The organism is Nocardiopsis sp. NPDC055879, assembly GCF_053615935.1.
The window spans coordinates 145,677-163,245 of record NZ_JBSHCT010000011.1; the positions used below are offsets into that span (position 1 = coordinate 145,677).

A 17,569-nucleotide genomic window follows, 5' to 3' on the forward strand; every position below is an offset into this window, starting at 1 on the left:
AACCCCGTCGAAGGTCAGAGGCGGATCGTCTCGCGGTTCGGGTCGGTGAGCATCTTCGGGTCGCGGTCACGCAGCAGGGCCATGATCGGGGCGATCGTGTCCGCCTCCTGGGCGTACTCGGCTTCCTCGGTCTTGAGCCCCACCACCTGGAAGAACAGCACCAGCCCGTTGTCCGTGTCCAGGATGCGCATGTCGGCGTCGGGCACGATCGCGAGCGAGGTCATGTCGCCGTTCGACCTCTCGCCACCGAGCGGAGAGCGGGTGATGATCCAGTGCCCCACGTCGAGTTGTGCCCCGGCGACGTACTGCTCGGCCAGGGCGTGCAGGACACGGAGGATCCACGCGGGTACGGTCTCGTCCCCCTCCTCACGCGGGATGCGGCAGGAGAACTCGAACCCGGCCCCGGAGACCCGCTTCTCCTCGCTGGTCTTCTCCCCCAGTTCGGTGAGGCCGAAGGTCACGAGCAGCCAGTGCCCCTCCATCGGGTAGGCGAGCACGCCGTCGATGCCCTGGTCGTTCCCACCACCGGGGAACTGGATGGTCAGCGGCCGCACGTCCGGGTAGTGCTGCGCCCACCCCTCGTAGATCTGGGTGAGTCCGGGCAGCATCTCCAGCATCGTGCGTTCTCCTGGTTCGGGTTCGGTGCGCGGTGGTCGGCGCACTTCAGAGGATAGGAGTCGTCCGAGGGCACGCCGACCGTCCTTATGAAGAACTTGCGCGCCCCTACGTAGAGTCGCTGTCCGCCCCTTCGCGAAGAGGGGGGCGGACAGACAGGGGACAGCGATGAGCAGCAGTGATCCGACCGAGGCGGGGGCCATCGTCGGTTGGGTGGTCGGCCTCATGGAGACCTTGGGCGGGCCGGGGGTGGGTCTGGCGATCGCCTTGGAGAACCTCTTCCCGCCGATCCCCAGTGAGGCGATCCTGCCGTTGGCCGGGTTCAGTGCTTCCCAGGGCGACCTGGGTCTGATCGAGGTGATCCTCTGGGCCACCATGGGCTCCCTCGTCGGGGCGCTGGCGCTCTACGGTCTCGGCGCGTGGCTGGGCCGGGATCGGTTCCGGCGGCTCGCCGACCGTGTCCCCCTGGTGAAGCTGTCCGACATCGATCGCACCGAGGCCTGGTTCCGCCGGCACGGGACCAAGGCCATCCTGTTGGGACGCATGGTGCCGATCTTCCGCAGCTTCATCTCGATCCCGGCCGGGATCGAGCGGATGCGCCTCTCGGTGTTCCTGGCCCTGACGGCTCTGGGGAGCGCCGTGTGGAACACCGTGTTCGTCCTGCTCGGCTACCACTTGGGCGAGCAGTGGCACGTGGTGGAACAGTACGTGGGTATCGGTTCGAAGGTGGTTCTGGCCGGGGTCGGCCTGGCGTGCGTGTGGTTCGTCGTGGTGCGGGTGCGTGAACGCCGCCGCCCTAAGGTGCGGGGCACTCGGGTCGACTCCGAACGAACACTCTGAGGGACAGGGTTCCCTGGCGGGTGGGTGACAGTTTCCGCGCGGTACACGGCAAGGGGTCTTGTCGGCGGGTCGAGAGACTTGTAGGTTTCCTCCAATCTCAATGAGATAAACGAAAACTACTTCCCGTGACCTTGGTGGTAGACCCGCACACCCTCGAACCCGCTCAAGAGGTGGACCCCCATGAACTCCCCTGTGTTCAAACGCGCCCTGAGCGGCCTGGCGGCGGCGGCGCTTCTCGCGCTCACGCCCCAGGTCGCCATGGCCGACACCGACTTCACACCCACCCCCGCGGACACCCCCGCCGAGCGTGCGTCCGCCGACCGGCAGGCCCTGGAGGACAAGCTCGAAGCCGTCTCCATCCCGACCGGCCCGCTGACCTTCGGCGCCGAGCCCCTGGCCGCGGCCCAGAACGCCGCGGAGAGCGCGGCGGCCGGCGCGTCCTGCACCATCTCGGCCCAGGAGGCCACCGCGATGGCCTTGGCCCCGGTCTGGCCCGAGGTGTCCGGCGGTTCCTCCGAGCCGCCCTCGCCGATGACCCTCTCCCGGTACGACAACCAGTCCGGTCTCTACGACCCCGCCGGGCGTGACGGCCTGTTCTTCAACCCGGGCGTCGGCCTGTGGCAGATGGACTCGGCCGGGCTGGGAACCGACAACACCGCCGGTGAGGCCATCGACTCGGTGTGGGTGTCCGACTTCGTGGTGCCCTACATCGTGGACAAGTACTGCGGCGCCATCAACGGCGGATCGGCCGCGCCGGCCGCGCGGGCGACGGCGTGGTCGGACTGGAACGCCTGTTCCGCCGGTGACTGCGACACCGTCTACTGGCGTGCGTACAACAACGGCATCGGCGCGGAGCCGACCGTGGACCGCTACGGCGGTGGCCAGGCGCGGACCTGCTCCTACGAGGGCTCTTCGTACGACTGCCTGTTCGTGGACGTGGCCAACGCCCAGGGCGCGGACTGGTGGGCGAACCCGGGCAGTGGCCAGTCGCCGGTACCGCACCCGTTCTACGTGCTCCGGGCCGGTGACAACGAGGTCCGGGTGTGGTTGGCGCAGGACTCGGGGCACGGGGTGGACGTGACGGTCACCCGCCCGTTCGGCGGCAACGCCCGTGACGCCCTGTCCTGGACCGACGGACGAGGGCTGTGCGACACGACCGAGGGTCGCGGCGCCTGCTGAGGCACTCACCCAGGGGCGGGACGGCTCGGCCGTCCCGCCCCGCGCCATATCGAACGCGACACATCGATGGGAACCGCCCGCACATCCTTGTCCCGGTCGAATAGAAGACGAATAGGATCCAACCTCCGCCACCATTTCCGACCGAAGTCACTTAACGTCACGGGAAAAACATGCAAAGGCCCGCCCGGCCAGGTATTCGCGCGAACTTCGACACCCTCATGCGACTTTTGGAGGAAAAAGGTCAAGTGCGAACAGGTGGATAAGATGCCTAGTGTTCTACCTGCGCAATCAGACCTTTCAACGGCCATCGAGGTTCACATAAAAAAGAATCACCATTGACATGGCCTGAACACACGACCAACTCTGCTTTTCATATTCGAATAACACATCGGAAGCCGGCCCTGACACCGGCCACGACCACTGCCTCCCCACCGGAAGCGAAACAAAAGTTACTGTGCGCACGGGGCTCGCAGAAAAATCCCCCGAACTCACAAGGCACGGTGTCACTTCAGCATGAAGTACAGGTTTGAAATACTCGGTCCCGTCGGCCGAGGTGGTCCCGGACGGCACGGTGAACAACACCTTGGCCGTGTGGATCCCGCAACGTTCCAGGTCCGGGGTGCCGGTCCGGACGACGACGGCGTTCCGACCGTCCTCGGCCAACGCCTCGCACACCTGGTCGGCCGTGGTTCGGACGTCGTCCGGCGGCTCCGCCCGGGAGTCGGTGTCCAGGACGAGGGAACGTGGGTCGAAGGCCTCCAGCCACGTGTCGGCCACCTCGTGGGGCGGGACCCCGTGCTCCGCCAGTTGTTCCATGGCGATCAGGTCGCGCAACGCGGCGGTCACGGCCTCCGCGGTGGAGGCGCCGAAACCCAGGGTCCGGTCCGTCCCCTCCTCACGGCGGGCGATGAGGGTGGGGCGGTCGGGGGCTCTTGCGCGTCTTCGCGTCGGTTTGGGAGCGCACCCATGCCGATGGACATAGTGTCCGAAATGCCCCCATAACCTGCCCTGAGGGACAGTTGACGCACTCTTGGCCGACACAAGTACCTGTCAAGACTGGCGCATGGAGCTACTCAGTAGTAACATTGACTTGTTACTAGTCGGTAGATCCGCGTGTACAGACACCGCGGCCAGGGACACAGCGGAGCTGTCCATGACGCATTACAAGAGCAACCTGCGCGACATCGAGTTCAACCTCTTCGAACTCTTCAAGCGCCAGGACATCCTGGGCCAGGGCCCCTTCGAGGAACTCGACGAGGAGACCGCGCGCACCATCCTGGAAGAGGTCGACCGCCTCGCCACCGGTGTCGTCGCGGAGTCGTTCGAGGACGCGGACCGCAACCCGCCCGTCTTCGACCCCAAGACCAACACCGTCGCCATCCCCGAGAGCCTGAAGAAGTCCTACCAGGCCTACATGGACGCCGGCTGGTACAACCTCGACCTTCCCCAGGAGCTCGGCGGCCTCGGCGCCCCCCGCTCCCTGGTGTGGTCCGCGGCCGAGCTCATCCTGGGCTCCAACCCCTCCGTGCACATGTACTCCGCGGGCCCCGGCTTCGCCGGCATCCTGCACGCCGAGGGCAACGAGGCTCAGAAGAAGTTCGCCCAGCAGGCCATCGAGAACGGCTGGGGCGCCACCATGGTGCTGACCGAGCCGGACGCCGGCTCCGACGTCGGCGCCGGCCGTACCAAGGCCACCGACCAGGGTGACGGCACCTGGCACATCGAGGGCGTCAAGCGCTTCATCACCTCGGCCGAGCACGACATGTCCGAGAACATCTTCCACCTGGTGCTGGCCCGCCCCGAGGGCGCCGGCCCCGGCACCAAGGGCCTCTCCCTCTACCTGGTGCCCAAGTTCCTGGTCAACGAGGACGGGTCCCTCGGCGAGCGCAACGGCGCCTACGTGACCAACGTCGAGCACAAGATGGGCCTCAAGGCCTCCACCACCTGTGAGCTGACCTTCGGCGACAAGCACCCCGCCATCGGTTACCTCGTCGGCGACAAGCACGACGGCATCCGTCAGATGTTCCTCGTCATCGAGTACGCCCGCATGATGGTCGGAACGAAGGCGATCGCGACCCTGTCCACGGGTTACCTGAACGCCCTGGAGTACGCCAAGAACCGCGTGCAGGGCAACGACCTCGCCGGGGCGAAGAACTCCCCCAAGGTCACCATCACCCACCACCCGGACGTGCGTCGCAGCCTCATGACGCAGAAGGCGTACGTGGAGGCCATGCGTTCGCTGGTCATCTACACCGCCACCCAGCAGGACGCGATCCAGATCGCCCGGGCCAAGGGTGAGGACCCCTCCGGGCTGGAGGCCATGAACGACCTCCTGCTTCCGATCGTCAAGGGTGTCGGCTCGGAGCACTCCTACGCGCTGCTGGCCGAGTCCCTGCAGACCCTGGGCGGCTCCGGGTTCCTGCAGGAGTACCCGATCGAGCAGTACATCCGCGACGCCAAGATCGACACCCTCTACGAGGGCACCACCGCGATCCAGGCCCAGGACTTCTTCTTCCGCAAGATCGTGAAGAACGGTGGCCAGGCCATCGGCGCGCTGTCCGCCGAGATCAGGGCCTTCGCCGAGAGCGACGCCGGCAACGGCCAGCTGAAGGAGGAGCGCGCGCTCCTGCTCGGCGCCCTCGGCCAGGTCGAGAAGATGGTCGAGCTCATGGTCGGCCACGCGATGGGCTCCGCCGAGGACTCCCGCGAGCTGTACAAGGTCGGCCTGAACTCCGTCCGCCTGCTGTTCGCCTTCGGTGACGTCGTCCTGGGCTGGCTGCTGCTCCGCCAGGCCGAGATCGCGCTGAACAGCGTGGACGGCGCCGACGACGTGGACAAGAACTTCTACACCGGGAAGATCGCCGCCGCGCGCTTCTTCTCCGAGCAGTTCCTGCCCCGCGTCGAGGCCGAGCTGAAGATCGCCCAGAACGTGAACCTGGGCCTCATGGACGTCCCCGAAGAGGCCTTCTAGGCTCCGACGGGACACAGGACACCGCCGAGGGGCGGGGTGGTCACACGACCGCCCCGCCCCTCGGGCGTTCTCGCCCCACGGGCTCAGGGCTCCACGCCCACGAGGTCGCCACCGCGGCGGCGTTCCTCGCCCGACCTGGCGCGCGGGCCGACGCGCGCCCCCTATCTCCGGCGGCGGGCGCGGAGGAGGAACACGACGAGCACGCAGGTGGACAGGACCGTGGTGACGGCCATGGGAACGAAGGCCACCTGGTAGGAGGAGGGCTCTTCGGGGAGCGCCTGGAGGATCGCGCCCGCGGCGACGGTGCAGACGACGGCGGTGGTGAACCCGCTCATGTTGACCAGGCCCGAGGCGACTCCGGTGCGACCGGCGGGGATACCGTCGCGGGCGAAGTCGAAGGAGATCGTGGGCGCCATGGTCTGACCGAGCGCGCTCAAGGCCAGTACCGCCACGCCGAGGGGTACGGGCGCGCCATCCGGCCACAGGACCAACAGGAGCCACCCCAGGCTCAGGGTTCCGCCGAAGACCAGGGCGAAGTAGCCCCGCACGCCCGGCCTGCGACCGACCAGGACCCCCGCTAGGGGTGCGAGTGGGAGGGCACCGGCGGCCAGACCGGTGAGGGTGAGTGCGGCGGCGCCCTCGGAGAGCCCCAGACCGTTCACGAGGAAGGGGTAGCCCCACAGCACCATCATCATCGTGAACGGCGCCATGACGGCCGCGTGGTGCGCCATGCCGATCCGGGGCCCGTCGGCGCGCAGCGCCTCCTTGAGGGCCGCCCAGGCGGATATGGGGTCGGCGACGGTGGAACGTCCGGCCGCCCCGTCGGGTCGGTCACGGACCATCAGCAGCATCAGGGACGCCATGAGCACGGTGAGCCCGGCTGTGGCGAGGAAGGCCGCCACCCAGCCGATCCCGCCCAGTGCCCAGGCCAGCGGGGCGGCGCTGGCCACTTGGCCGGTGCCGCCGACGACACCAGTCAGACCGCTCACCAGCGCGTAGCGCGCGCGGGGGAACCACAGCGCGGCGAGCCTGATGACGTTGAGGAAGACGAGCGCGTCACCCAGACCGATGAGGAAACGGCCGGCGACCGCCATCTCGATCCCCGGGGCGAGCGCGAACATGCAGGATCCGATGGCCATCGCCGCCATGCCCATGACCAGCGTGTACCGGGGGCCGAGCCGGTCGGCGAGCAGTCCGGCGGGCACCTGCAGGACCACGTACACGAGCAGCTGCAGCATGGGCAGTAGGGAGAGCAGCGCGGGCCCGACGTCGAATCGACTCTGTGCCTCCAGGGCGGCCACACCGAGTCCGTTGCGGTGCAGCATGGCGAGGAAGTAACCGCCCACGGCCACGCCCCACACCAACCAGGCGCGGGCACCGCCCCGTGGTTCGTCGGGGTCGGCGCCGTTCACTGTTGTCCTGTCACCGGATGTTTCGGACCGAATCTGGGTCACTTCGCCGCTTCTCTCCTTGTTTCCCGCCGTTTTCCAGTGTCCTCCACACCGGCGAACACCCCCCGCACCGGGGTGACCGGCCGCGCAAAAAGAACGGGAATGCCTTGTGGTGCGGCGGGTGTGGAAAGGGCAAAGCACCGCCGCCGACCGGCAAAACCTGCCCCACCTGCACAAAGTCACTGTAGGCGACAGTTTCGCGGCTCAACGTGGCGAAAACGGGTGACTCTGGCGACAGTCGAATCGGGACCAGAGTCCTTTCATCTCGGTTCGATAACTCGAACACAAGTTCTATTCGACCCTTCTGAACTGCAGGTTTTATGAATCAACGGGTCGATACAGACTTGTTAGGTGTTACATGCGTCACACTTGCAAGCCTCGACTCCCAGGGGGACGTTGCTGCTAGCATCCGGAGCGCGAAGAATAACTGCGAGGTAACGGCAGAGTTCACACCGCACCAACTTCGTTCGAGGAAGCCATCCGGTGGCCCCTCGACACCGCGGCGACGTGGCCGCACAAGCACACACGGTCAGCACCCGCGGTTCCTCGACACACACTGGAGACGACCTTGAGTCACTGGCGCCTGAACAACCCCCGGGCCTCCCGGGCGAAGTCGGTACTCGCCAGCCGGGTCAAGCACAAGCCTCGCCACGCCTTCTGCGCCCAGCGAGCGATCACGGCGCTCTTGAACGAACTCTCCGCCGTGGCCACCCGTCCCCTCTACTGGTCCGGTAGCTCCGAGATGGCCGTCGCCTCCGTCATGCGCGACGTGAACGTCTGGTGCCGCGACGGCCGCTTCTTCTGGAACGACCTCTTCCAGGGCGGCACCATGTCGCACCCGGCGAACGACCCCACCGGCGCCGCGGCCCTGCTCAACCCGTTCGCCCAGATCCCCGAGCCGGCGCACTACTACACGCACCGCAGCCCGGTGGCCGCCGCCTGACGCGCTCCCGTTAGCCTTCTGCCCCATGAGCAGACCCCTGGACACCGACACCGTCGTGGTCGGCCTGGGCGCGATGGGATCCCAGACCCTGTGGCGGCTGGCCCGTGAGGGCGTCGACGCGATCGGTGTCGAACAGTTCTCCCCCGGGCACGACCGGGGTTCCAGCCACGGCGAGTCCCGCATCATCCGGACCGCCTATCTGGAGGGCGCGGAGTACGTCCCCTTCGTGCGCGCCGCGTGGCGTGCCTGGGACGAACTCCAGGAGGCCGCGCGGGCACGCCTGGTCATCCGATCCGGCGCGCTGATGCTCGGCCACCCCGGTTCGGCGGCCATCGCCGGATCCACCCTGGCCGCCGAGAAACACGGCCTCGCCCACGAACACCTCTCCGCGTCGGCCCTGGCCGAACGCCACCCCCGCCACCTCACGCGCCCCGACGAGGTCGGCGTGTTCGAGGAGGGCGCCGGGGTGGTCCTGCCCGAACCCGCGATCCTCGCCGCCGTCCGGCTGGCCCGCCAGGCCGGGGCGCGGGTGCTCACGCAGCGGGCCGTCACCCGCGTCGAGCCCGATCCCGACCGCCCGCGCGTATGGGTCGGTGACACCGAGATCCGTGCCCGCCGCGTGGTCGTGACCGCGGGCGCCTGGCTGACCCGTCTACTGCCCGGTCTCACCGACCTGGGCGGTGGCATCAGGGTCGAGCGGCGCGTGCTCGGATGGTTCCCCATCACCGATCCCCTGCCCAGCACGGCCGGCCCCGAGCCGGTCTTCGCGCGCGACGAACCCGACGGCACCCTCTGGTTCGGTTTCCCCAGCATGGACGACGGTCGCACCTTGAAGATCGGGATCCACGCCGAGTCCGAGACGGTGCGCGCCGCCGCGGGCCGACGCGCGGGTTCCCAGTGGGGTGAACCCGTCGACCCGGACGTCGGCCCCCGTCCCCCGGACGAGGACGACGCACGCCGTCTGGGCGACCTCGCCGCGGGACTGCGCGGGGTGGGCCCACTGCCCGAACACATGGTGGCCTGCATGTACACGATGACGCCCGACGAGCACTTCCTCATCGGACGTCGGGACGAGCTGCCGGGGTTGGTCCTGGCGGGTGGTTTCTCCGGTCACGGGTTCAAGTTCGCCTCCGCCGTGGGCGTGGCCCTCGCCGACCTGGCCCGCACCGGACACACGGACCTGCCGATCGGTATGTTCGATCCGCACCGCTGGGATACCGACGGGCGACGGTCTCGCTGAACCCCGACGTCGTGTCCTGGTCCACGACGTCCGGAAGATCCCATGAGCCCGCCGCCCCCGGCGACCTGTCCGCACCGGACTCCCGTTCCACGTCCACGTTGGTCCACACCCCCGACTCCATGGCCCTGGCCACCGCCATGGAGGACGGCACCTCCCTGTGGGACTCCGAGTCGGGTGAACCCCTCGCGCACGTTCCCGTCGACACCGACCTGTCCTCCCCCGCCCCGGTCGCCTTCCACCCGAGCGGCTGTCTGATGGTCGACGGCGCCCTCATGGACGTCGCCCACAGTCGCGAGCACGACCTCGTCCTGGCCTCGCGCACCGGCGAGGACGGTCGGGCCCGATTCCTGGTGGCCTGGGATCCCGACACCGGAGAGGAGTTCCGGCCGGAGGGTCCGTCGACCTCCGGACCCGAGGTACACCCCTTCACGCTCTCCGATGACGGGAGCCTCCTGACGGGCGTGCGTTCCGAGGGCGGGGCCGTCGCCGTGTACGAGATCGACCCCGAACTCGGCTACTTCCCGAGGGCGCTCTTGGGCGGACGCGACTGAGCCCCCTCGACCGCCCCATCAGGCGGAACTCCGGGCCGGATGAGGACAGCGCCCTGGGTGGTTTGTCGCCAAGCCGCTACATTGGCCCGGTACACGTCCTCTCCGTGAACCCTCCGGAAACGCCGCCGACTCGCGCGCAGTAAGGATCCCCTGCAGTCATGCAACCCCTCACCGCCGACGATCCCCCCGCCATCGGTCCGCACCGACTCCTGGCCCGGCTGGGCGCCGGCGGGATGGGGAAGGTGTACCTCGCGCGTACCCCCGACGGTCACCTGTGCGCCCTGAAGGTGGTCAAGGAGGACCTGGCGCACGACAACGGGTTCCGGGCACGGTTCGCCCGTGAGGTACGCACGGCGCAACGCGTGCGAGGCCCCTTCACCCCGGCGGTCGTGGACGCCGACCCCGAGGCCCCCGAACCGTGGATGGCCACCGAGTACGTGCCCGGCCCCACCCTCAAGGAGGCCGTCCGGGAGGTCGGGCACTTTCCCGCCGAGTCCCTGTTGGTGCTCACCCTGGGGTTGGCCCAGGCGTTGGCGACCATCCACGCCGCCGGGCTGATGCACCGCGACCTCAAACCCAGCAACATCTTGCTGTCCCCGCGGGGTCCACAGGTCATCGACTTCGGAATCGCCCGCGCCGTCGAGGGGACCGTCCTCACCAGGACCGGCCAGACCTTCGGCACCCCGTCGTACACGTCTCCGGAACAGATCACCGGTAAGAACGTCACTTCGCGCGCCGACGTGTTCTCGTTGGGCGGTGCGGTGATCTTCGCCGCCAGTGGGACGCCGCCCTTCGGTGCGGGCAGCCCGGTCAACGCCCTCGCCAAGGTGCTGAAGGCGGAACCGAACCTGGAGGCCCTCCCGGAGGGGCCGCTGCGGGACCTGATCGCCCGGTGCATGGCCAAGGAACCCGAACAACGCCCCGACACCGATTCCATCCTACGTGAGCTGTCCGGTCTGCCGCTGCCGTCGGCCGCGCACGGTTGGCTTCCCACCCGGGTGAACCGGCAGATCGACGCCAAGGCGGGTGAGACGGAACAGGCCAGGGCCGCCGAGCGCACCACCGTGCCCATGGGCAACGGCCCGGGTCGGGGCGGTGGAACCTCGTGGTGGCGCCGCCGGTCCGTGGTGATCGCGGCGGCCGCGGCCACCGCCTTGGTCCTGCTCGGTGGTGGGGCGCTGGCGTGGACCGCGCTGCCCCTCGGATCCGAGGACGGGCGGGAACCCACCGCCGACGCCTCCGCCGGGGCGGATGACGGGGCGGACGCGGGGACGGACGGCGGGGCCGCCGGCGAAGGCGATCCGGACACGGAGGAGAGCGACCACTTCGGCGGGTTCATGTACACCCTCACCTTCTCCGAGGACGGCGACCACCTGCACGTCTTCGGCGCGAGCACCCTCAGCACGTGGGACTGGCGCGACGGGGAGCTGATCGACGAGTACCCGAGCGCCCTCGGGGCCGACTTCACCGATAGTGGCCACGTCGCGACCGCCGTCAACGAGTACATCCGGGTCTGGCGGGGCGGAAGCGACAATCGGATCGCGGTCCTGGGCCAGGACGAGGAGTTCGGCATGTTCGACATGGCCGCCCTCACCGAGGACGCCTCCACGTTGGCGGCCGAGGCCTCCGACGATGGAACCGAGGACGGGAACCCGATTCTTCAGACGTGGGACGTGGAGAGCGAGGAGGTCGTCTTCGACCTCCCCCTCGACGGATACCTGCATGCCCTGGACTACACCCCGGACGGATCGATGCTGGTGGGGGCGAGCTACAACCTGGATGGTGAGGGCACGGCCTTCACGATCGTGTGGGACGCCGAGAGCGGCGAGGAAGTCCACCGGTTCGAGGGTGAGGAGATCTCGGACTTCGCGCTGTCCAGGGACGGGAGCACCCTGGTGGTCCTGATGGACTACACCGAGGTCCTGGCGGTCGACCTGACGGACGGTTCCACCCGGGAAATGGACATGTCGGGCCTCGGCGACGACAACATCTACGAGGTCGCGCTGTCCGAGGACGGTTCCGTCGCCTACGGCGGGACGAGTTGGCCGACCGCGGACACTCCCGTCTGGGACACGGCCACCGGTGAGGTCACGCCGGTCGAGGGGCTACGTCTCTCGGACGTCATCGGGGTCAGCGCCGACGGCGAGCACATCGCCACCACCGTGACCGAGGACGGCTACGCCACCGTCCGTGTCCTGGACACGACCGACTACGAAGTCGTCGCCGAGTTCTCCTGAACACCCCCGGAAGGCCACCATGCAGCAACCCGCCCCACACGACCCCCGCGAGGTAGGCCCCTACCGTGTCATCGCCCTGCTGGGCTCCGGTGGCATGGGGCGCGTGTACCTCGGGATGGACTCCGACGGCAGGCCCGCCGCGGTCAAGGTCGTGCGCGCCGAGTACGCCTACGACCCCGGGTTCCGTGAACGGTTCGCCCGTGAGCTGGAACTCGTCCAGCGGGTCCACGGCGACTACACGCCGCGCGTGCTGGCCGGCGACACCTCCGGGCAGACCCCCTGGTTGGCCACCGAGTACGTGATGGGCCCTTCCCTGCAGGACCTGGTGTACGACACCGGGCCGCTCCCCGAGCAGTCGGTGCGCTTCATGGCCCGCGGCATCGCCCAGGCCCTGGAACGCGTCCACGCCACCGGGCTGGTCCACCGCGACCTCAAGCCCGGAAACGTGATGGTGGCGGCCGAGGGCCCCCAGGTGATCGACTTCGGCATCGCCCACGCGATGGGGGACTCCCCCGAGGCCGGCGAGGAGGGGAGACGCTTCGCGGGCACCCCCGCGTTCATGTCACCGGAGTCCGTCGACTCCGAACACGGCCCGGGGCCGGCCGCCGACGTCTTCGCGCTCGGCGGGATCATGGTCTACGCGCTCACCGGCCAGGGACCGTTCGGCGATGGCCACCCCTCAACCGTCCTGTACCGCATCGCCAACCTCGACCCCGACCTCGCCCAGGTCCCACCGTCCCTGCGCGACGTCATCGCGGCCTGTCTGGAGAAGGACCCGGCCTCGCGGCCCAACGCCGCGCAGGTGCTGCACGCCCTCGGTGGTCCGGTGGCCCCCGCTCCGACCTCCGCCGCCTGGTCGCCGCCGAACGCCGCGGCCCGAATCGACGGGGTCGCGCACGAGTTCCACTCCACGGTGTCCGCCGCCCCCTCCCCCGGGGCCAAGGGTGGTCTGGGCGGGCGCCTGCTCATCGCCGGCGCCGCCACCGTGGCCCTGGCGATGGTCGCCGGGCTCGGTGTGTGGACCGCGGGACAGGCCGGTCTGGTCGGCGGGTCCCCCGACCCCGAGGAGCAGGAGGCGGCTCCGCGCCAGACGTGCGACGCCACCGAGCACCTCGCCCCCGAGTTCACCGAGGCGGCCAAGGAGGAACCCACCGCGCCCAACGACGACGAAGGCGTCTTCTACACGGAGTTCTCCAGCGACGGCGAGGTCCTGGCCGTCGCCGGCACCGGCGGCGTGGCCCTGTGGAGCTGGCGGGAGGACACCGAGGTCGCGCGGATCGAGACGCGGATCCCCATGCTGTACGGGCACCCGAGCTTCAGCCCGAACGACTGCCTGCTGGCCTACGCCTCCGACGACGGCGCGCACGTGTACGACCTGGAGAGCGGCGAGCACACGGTCTACTCGGAGGGCTTCGACATCGGCTCCATCGCCTTCACCGACGACGGCACCCGTTTGGTGGTCGGCGCGGGTGGGGGTACCGACTCGGCGGTGATGATCTACGACCTGGAGACCGACGAGATGGCCGACACGCTCTCCGGTCCCTACAGCGTGCGCTCGGTCGACGTCTCCCCCGACGGTGCCCACGTGGTCGGTCAGGACTACTCGGAGAAGCTGTACCTGTGGGAGGTGGAGAGCGGTGAGGTCATCGGACAGAGCGAGGAAAGCCCCCTCGTGGGCCCCCAGGGCGTGTCCATGGTGGACGACTCCACCATCCTGCATCCCATCTCCAACGGCGCCCACCGGATGAACCTCGACGATCCCTCCGACTCCACCGACTTCGTCGACGAGGACATGGACGCGGAGGAGTTCGAGGTCCACGACGTGCAGTACAGCGTGGAGGCGGACCGTGTCTACGTCACCTACGTCCCCGTGGACTACGAGTTCGAGGACGCCTACATGAAGGTGTGGGAGTACTCCACGGGGGAGGACCTGACCGCCGCCGAGAACGAGGGATACCTGCACGAGATCGCCGTGCACCCGGAGGGTGAGGTCATCTCGGGCGTGCCCGGGCACGGCAGCGGCATGTGGTTCGTGGACGCGGTCGAATTGCGTCTGGTGGAAGAGATGTGACCCCCGCCCCGTGTCCCCTCCCTCCCCGACCCCGGTAAGGCCCATGTTCCCTCTCCACCCGCACGACCCGCCCGCCATCGGCCCCTACCGGCTGCGCGCCCGCCTCGGCGAGGACGCCTACGCCCGCGTCTACCTGGGGGTACCCCACGACGGTTCGTCGGTGGCGGTGAAGGTCGTACGTCCGGAGTACGCCACCGACCCCACCTTCCGCGCCGCCTTCGCCCGCCAGGTGGAGGGGGCGCGCGGGCTGTCCGGGGCGCACGTGTGCGCGGTCCGGGACGCCGACCTGAGCGGCGCGGTCCCCTGGGTCGCCGTCTCCCGTCCGCTCGGGCCCACCCTGGCCGAACTCCTGCGCGCACACGGCCCGCTCCCCGTAGACGCGGTGCGCCCCTTGGCGTTGGCCCTGGCCCAGGCGCTGGCCGACCTGCACGGCGCCGGCCCGGCACACGGTTCGCTGTGGCCGGACGGCGTCCTCATGGCGGGTCACGGGGCCGTTTTGGCCGACCCCGGCCTGGAGTGGGCGGTCTCCGACACCGAACGGCGGGCGCCGCATCCGGCGTTCGCCGCTCCGGAGGGCGGAGCGAGCCCGGCCACGGACGTGTTCTCGTGGGCGGCGACGCTCTGTTACGCGGTCTCCGGGGTGGCCGGGCCCGAGGGCCTGTCCGCCGTGCCACTGCAACTGCGCGGCCTGGTGGACGCCTGTCTCAAGCGGGACCCCAGACTGCGTCCCAGCTCCTCGGACCTGGTGAGCATGCTCGGTGGGCCCACCGAGCCACCTCCGTGGTCGCCTCCGCTGCGCGCGGCGATCGACGCGGTCGCCACACGTCAGGGCGAGGTCCTGGCCACCGGCCCCGCGGGACGGGAGGTGACGCCGCCGCAGACGATGCGTCGCGGGCGCGGACGACTGCTCGCCCTGGGCACCGGGGCGCTGGTCCTGGTCGTACTCGCGGCCGGGGGCGCGATGTTCGCCCATGACCGACTGTCCGATGATCCGGCGGACGCGACCGGCCCGGAAGAGGGCTCGGAGTCGCTGGTCGGCGAGGGCCGTTGCCTGGATGCCACCGGGTTCCCGCCTCCGGAGGAACCTCCCGCTCCGGACATCAACATCTCCAACCTCACGTTCTCCGGTGACGGAGACGTCCTGGGCGTCGCTTCCGAGGTGGGGTTCATGGTCTGGGACTGGCGGGAGGAACGGGAGATCGCCCGCCCCACCACATCGGATTCGGACCTGTTCTCGGAAGCGGCGCTCTCACCGGTGGGCTGCACACTGGTCACCGCCGCGCCCGTCGAATACGAGGGACGAGAGGATCCCGTCCTCCTCGCGCACACCTACGACCTGATCTCCGGCGAAACCGTCCGACACCTGGGAGCGCAGGAGGGCCCGGACGACCAGGAACGCTGGTTGGCCAGCCCGAAGAACGTCCGGGGTTTCGCGTTCTCCCCCGAAGGCACCCGACTGGCCGTCACCCTGGACAAGGGTTCCGGCGAGGGCCCGGGCACCAACGTCGTCGACACCGCCACCGGCGAGGCCGGCGAGCCCTTCGCCGAGGGGCTCCAGTTCGAGACCCGATTCGTGGACGAGGACCACGTCGCCACCAACGACAACGACACCGTCCACGTCTGGGACGTCGGCACCGGTGAAGAGGTCGGCACGGTGGAGGGGACCTCGGACAGTTCGCTGGCGGTACGGCCGGGAACCACCCAGATCGCCTACGCGCAAGACCCCGAGGTCCAAGTCGAGGACTACGAGGACGGCAGCGAGGTCGCCTCGTTCACCCGCGAGGAGTTCGAGTCCGACGACGAGCCCATCCTCGTCCAACTCCTGTTCGACCCCGCCGGGGAGCGGCTGTACGCGACGTGGTCGGCGGGCACGGGCCCCGGTTCCCGGGAGTACCACCCCTACGTCTGGGACCTGGAGTCCGGCGAGAACCTGCTGGAGGCGGCCGATCAGGCGGCCTCCTACCGGAGCGTCGCGATCCACCCCGACGGCGAGGTCATCGCGGCCCTGCCCGGCGACGGCACACCCCCGGTCCTGCTGGACCCGGACACCTTCGAACAGACCGGCACCCTCTACTGAGGGCCCGCGTCACCCTGCTTCGGAGCACCGTGGGATCAGGTGGCTCCGGTCATCCTCGCCACGAAGTCGAACAGGCCCATGCCCCAGGCGAACATGACGCACATCGTCATGATGATGAGGATCTCGGTCCAGTTCAGGACCCTTCGGAGCGAGGCACGGGGGACGTCGTTCAACTTCACCCAGCTCAGGACGCTCAGGAGGATCCCGGCGAGCAGGACCACGGCCGGAAGCCACGGGCCGAACACCGGGTGCTGCACCGTGACCGCGACACCCGCGGCGCCCAGACCCACGGCGCCCGCCAGGCGCAGGGGCAGCACGTGACGGATGCGGTCGAACAGACGGGAGCGCATCACCAACAGCACCCCGAGGAGACCGCACAGCAGCAGGTCGGGAAGGCCCGTGCCGAAGTAGGCGAGCAGGACCGCGAAGATCCCGCCGGAGAGGGCCGTGCCCATCACGATGCCCAGCAGCAGGCGGTCGGTGTTGGTGAAGGTCTCCTCGAACCGGTCCGTGGCCACCTGACCCGACCGTCCGACCTCGTAGTCCAGTCCGGACAGGCCGCCCATCACCATCGCCACACGCGGCAGCGCGCCCACGCACAGGGCCAGCGCGATCCCCATCGCGCGCACGCCCTGTACCGGCTGCGCGAAGATCCCGACCACGACCAGAACGCCCCCGGTCAGGGTCAGCACCGTGAGTCCGGCGATGTAGGGCAGCCCGGTCTCGTGCATGGACCAGCCGATCACCGCCACCAGCAGACCCCCGCAGAGCGCGATGGCCCCCGTGACCAAGGGGGTGGGGTTGAAGAGGAACCCGGCCGCGAGGACCGCGGTGGCACCACCCCACACACAGGCCGTCGCGAAGAGGACGTAGGCGACCGCGGGCAGCGGCCGGCGGGCCGCCAGCATCATCGTGCCGATCGTCAACAACGTGCCCAACGCCGCCACCGCGAGGTGCCCCGGCGACGGACGCAGCCACATCATGAGGAACAGCATCAGCAACGGCCCGATGCCGCCCACGAGCAGGCCGAACGACAACGTGGTCGTCGGGTTCCAGATCCACGCGGTCTCGTCGACGCTGTCCTCGACCGCGCCGCGTACGTCATCGACGTGTTCGGGACGGCTCGGAGCGACCACACGATCGAGGAGGAGCACGTCCCCGTCGTAGACACCCGCGCCTTCGAGAGGCGCTTCGGGGCGAACCGGTTGACCGTCGACCGTGGTCAGTGTCCAGGAAGCCGGTTCGGTGCTCTCTCCCTCGTCCACGCAGACCTCGATGATGCGAGGCATGAGTGTGGCGACGGGAACACTTCCCGGTAGCGCCAGATCGGCCCAGCGCCGGGGTCCGGTGACCGTGACCCTGCAGTATCCGCTCACCCAAGACCCTCTTTGTCG

The 17,569-nt window shown here is 69.3% G+C and carries 13 protein-coding genes; 9 read left to right on the plus strand and 4 right to left on the minus strand.

Annotated features, from left to right (window positions below):
* Positions 1 to 14: 14 nt before the first annotated feature.
* Positions 15 to 617, minus strand: a complete 603-nt coding sequence (locus ACWGKS_RS15250) for a suppressor of fused domain protein (RefSeq protein ID WP_358503891.1) — start codon at positions 615 to 617, stop codon at positions 15 to 17.
* Between the two features lie 166 nt (positions 618 to 783).
* Between ACWGKS_RS15250 and ACWGKS_RS15255 the strand changes: the two genes are divergently transcribed.
* Together ACWGKS_RS15255 and ACWGKS_RS15260 are read left to right on the plus strand one after the other, a co-directional pair.
* On the plus strand, positions 784 to 1,455 hold the full coding sequence (locus ACWGKS_RS15255; RefSeq protein ID WP_358503894.1) for a DedA family protein: 672 nt from the start codon (positions 784 to 786) through the stop codon (positions 1,453 to 1,455).
* 180 nt (positions 1,456 to 1,635) lie between these two features.
* A complete protein-coding gene (locus tag ACWGKS_RS15260; protein ID WP_358503897.1) occupies positions 1,636 to 2,634 on the plus strand; it encodes a hypothetical protein in 999 nt (332 codons plus the stop codon).
* A gap of 297 nt (positions 2,635 to 2,931) precedes the next feature.
* Here ACWGKS_RS15260 and ACWGKS_RS15265 read toward each other — a convergent pair whose 3' ends face one another.
* A complete protein-coding gene (locus ACWGKS_RS15265; RefSeq protein ID WP_358503900.1) occupies positions 2,932 to 3,480 on the minus strand; it encodes a hypothetical protein in 549 nt (182 codons plus the stop codon).
* A 307-nt stretch (positions 3,481 to 3,787) separates the two neighbouring features.
* Between ACWGKS_RS15265 and ACWGKS_RS15270 the strand changes: the two genes are divergently transcribed.
* Positions 3,788 to 5,605 carry an acyl-CoA dehydrogenase gene (locus ACWGKS_RS15270; protein WP_452455392.1) on the plus strand — a complete coding sequence of 606 codons (1,818 nt, stop codon included), beginning with the start codon at positions 3,788 to 3,790 and terminating at the stop codon, positions 5,603 to 5,605.
* 161 nt (positions 5,606 to 5,766) lie between these two features.
* Here ACWGKS_RS15270 and ACWGKS_RS15275 read toward each other — a convergent pair whose 3' ends face one another.
* Positions 5,767 to 7,017, minus strand: coding sequence for an MFS transporter (locus tag ACWGKS_RS15275; protein ID WP_358503906.1), 1,251 nt, complete (start codon positions 7,015 to 7,017; stop codon positions 5,767 to 5,769).
* A gap of 607 nt (positions 7,018 to 7,624) precedes the next feature.
* Here ACWGKS_RS15275 and ACWGKS_RS15280 point away from each other — a divergent pair.
* The 6 genes from ACWGKS_RS15280 (at position 7,625) to ACWGKS_RS15305 (ending at position 16,175) form a co-directional block, all read left to right on the plus strand.
* Positions 7,625 to 7,999, plus strand: coding sequence for a hypothetical protein (locus tag ACWGKS_RS15280; RefSeq protein WP_358503909.1), 375 nt, complete (start codon positions 7,625 to 7,627; stop codon positions 7,997 to 7,999).
* 25 nt (positions 8,000 to 8,024) lie between these two features.
* Positions 8,025 to 9,239, plus strand: a complete 1,215-nt coding sequence (solA, locus tag ACWGKS_RS15285; protein WP_358503912.1) for an N-methyl-L-tryptophan oxidase — start codon at positions 8,025 to 8,027, stop codon at positions 9,237 to 9,239.
* A gap of 11 nt (positions 9,240 to 9,250) precedes the next feature.
* On the plus strand, positions 9,251 to 9,790 hold the full coding sequence (locus ACWGKS_RS15290; RefSeq protein WP_452522909.1) for a hypothetical protein: 540 nt from the start codon (positions 9,251 to 9,253) through the stop codon (positions 9,788 to 9,790).
* Positions 9,791 to 9,948: 158 nt separating this feature from the next.
* Positions 9,949 to 12,027, plus strand: a complete 2,079-nt coding sequence (locus tag ACWGKS_RS15295; protein ID WP_452522911.1) for a WD40 repeat domain-containing serine/threonine protein kinase — start codon at positions 9,949 to 9,951, stop codon at positions 12,025 to 12,027.
* A gap of 19 nt (positions 12,028 to 12,046) precedes the next feature.
* A complete protein-coding gene (locus tag ACWGKS_RS15300) occupies positions 12,047 to 14,098 on the plus strand; it encodes a protein kinase domain-containing protein (RefSeq protein WP_452455390.1) in 2,052 nt (683 codons plus the stop codon).
* A 43-nt stretch (positions 14,099 to 14,141) separates the two neighbouring features.
* A complete protein-coding gene (locus ACWGKS_RS15305) occupies positions 14,142 to 16,175 on the plus strand; it encodes a tyrosine protein kinase (RefSeq protein ID WP_452522913.1) in 2,034 nt (677 codons plus the stop codon).
* 35 nt (positions 16,176 to 16,210) lie between these two features.
* On the opposite strand, the gene eccD is transcribed toward ACWGKS_RS15305, so the two are convergent.
* Positions 16,211 to 17,551, minus strand: a complete 1,341-nt coding sequence (gene eccD / locus ACWGKS_RS15310) for a type VII secretion integral membrane protein EccD (RefSeq protein ID WP_358503927.1) — start codon at positions 17,549 to 17,551, stop codon at positions 16,211 to 16,213.
* Positions 17,552 to 17,569 lie beyond the last annotated feature (18 nt).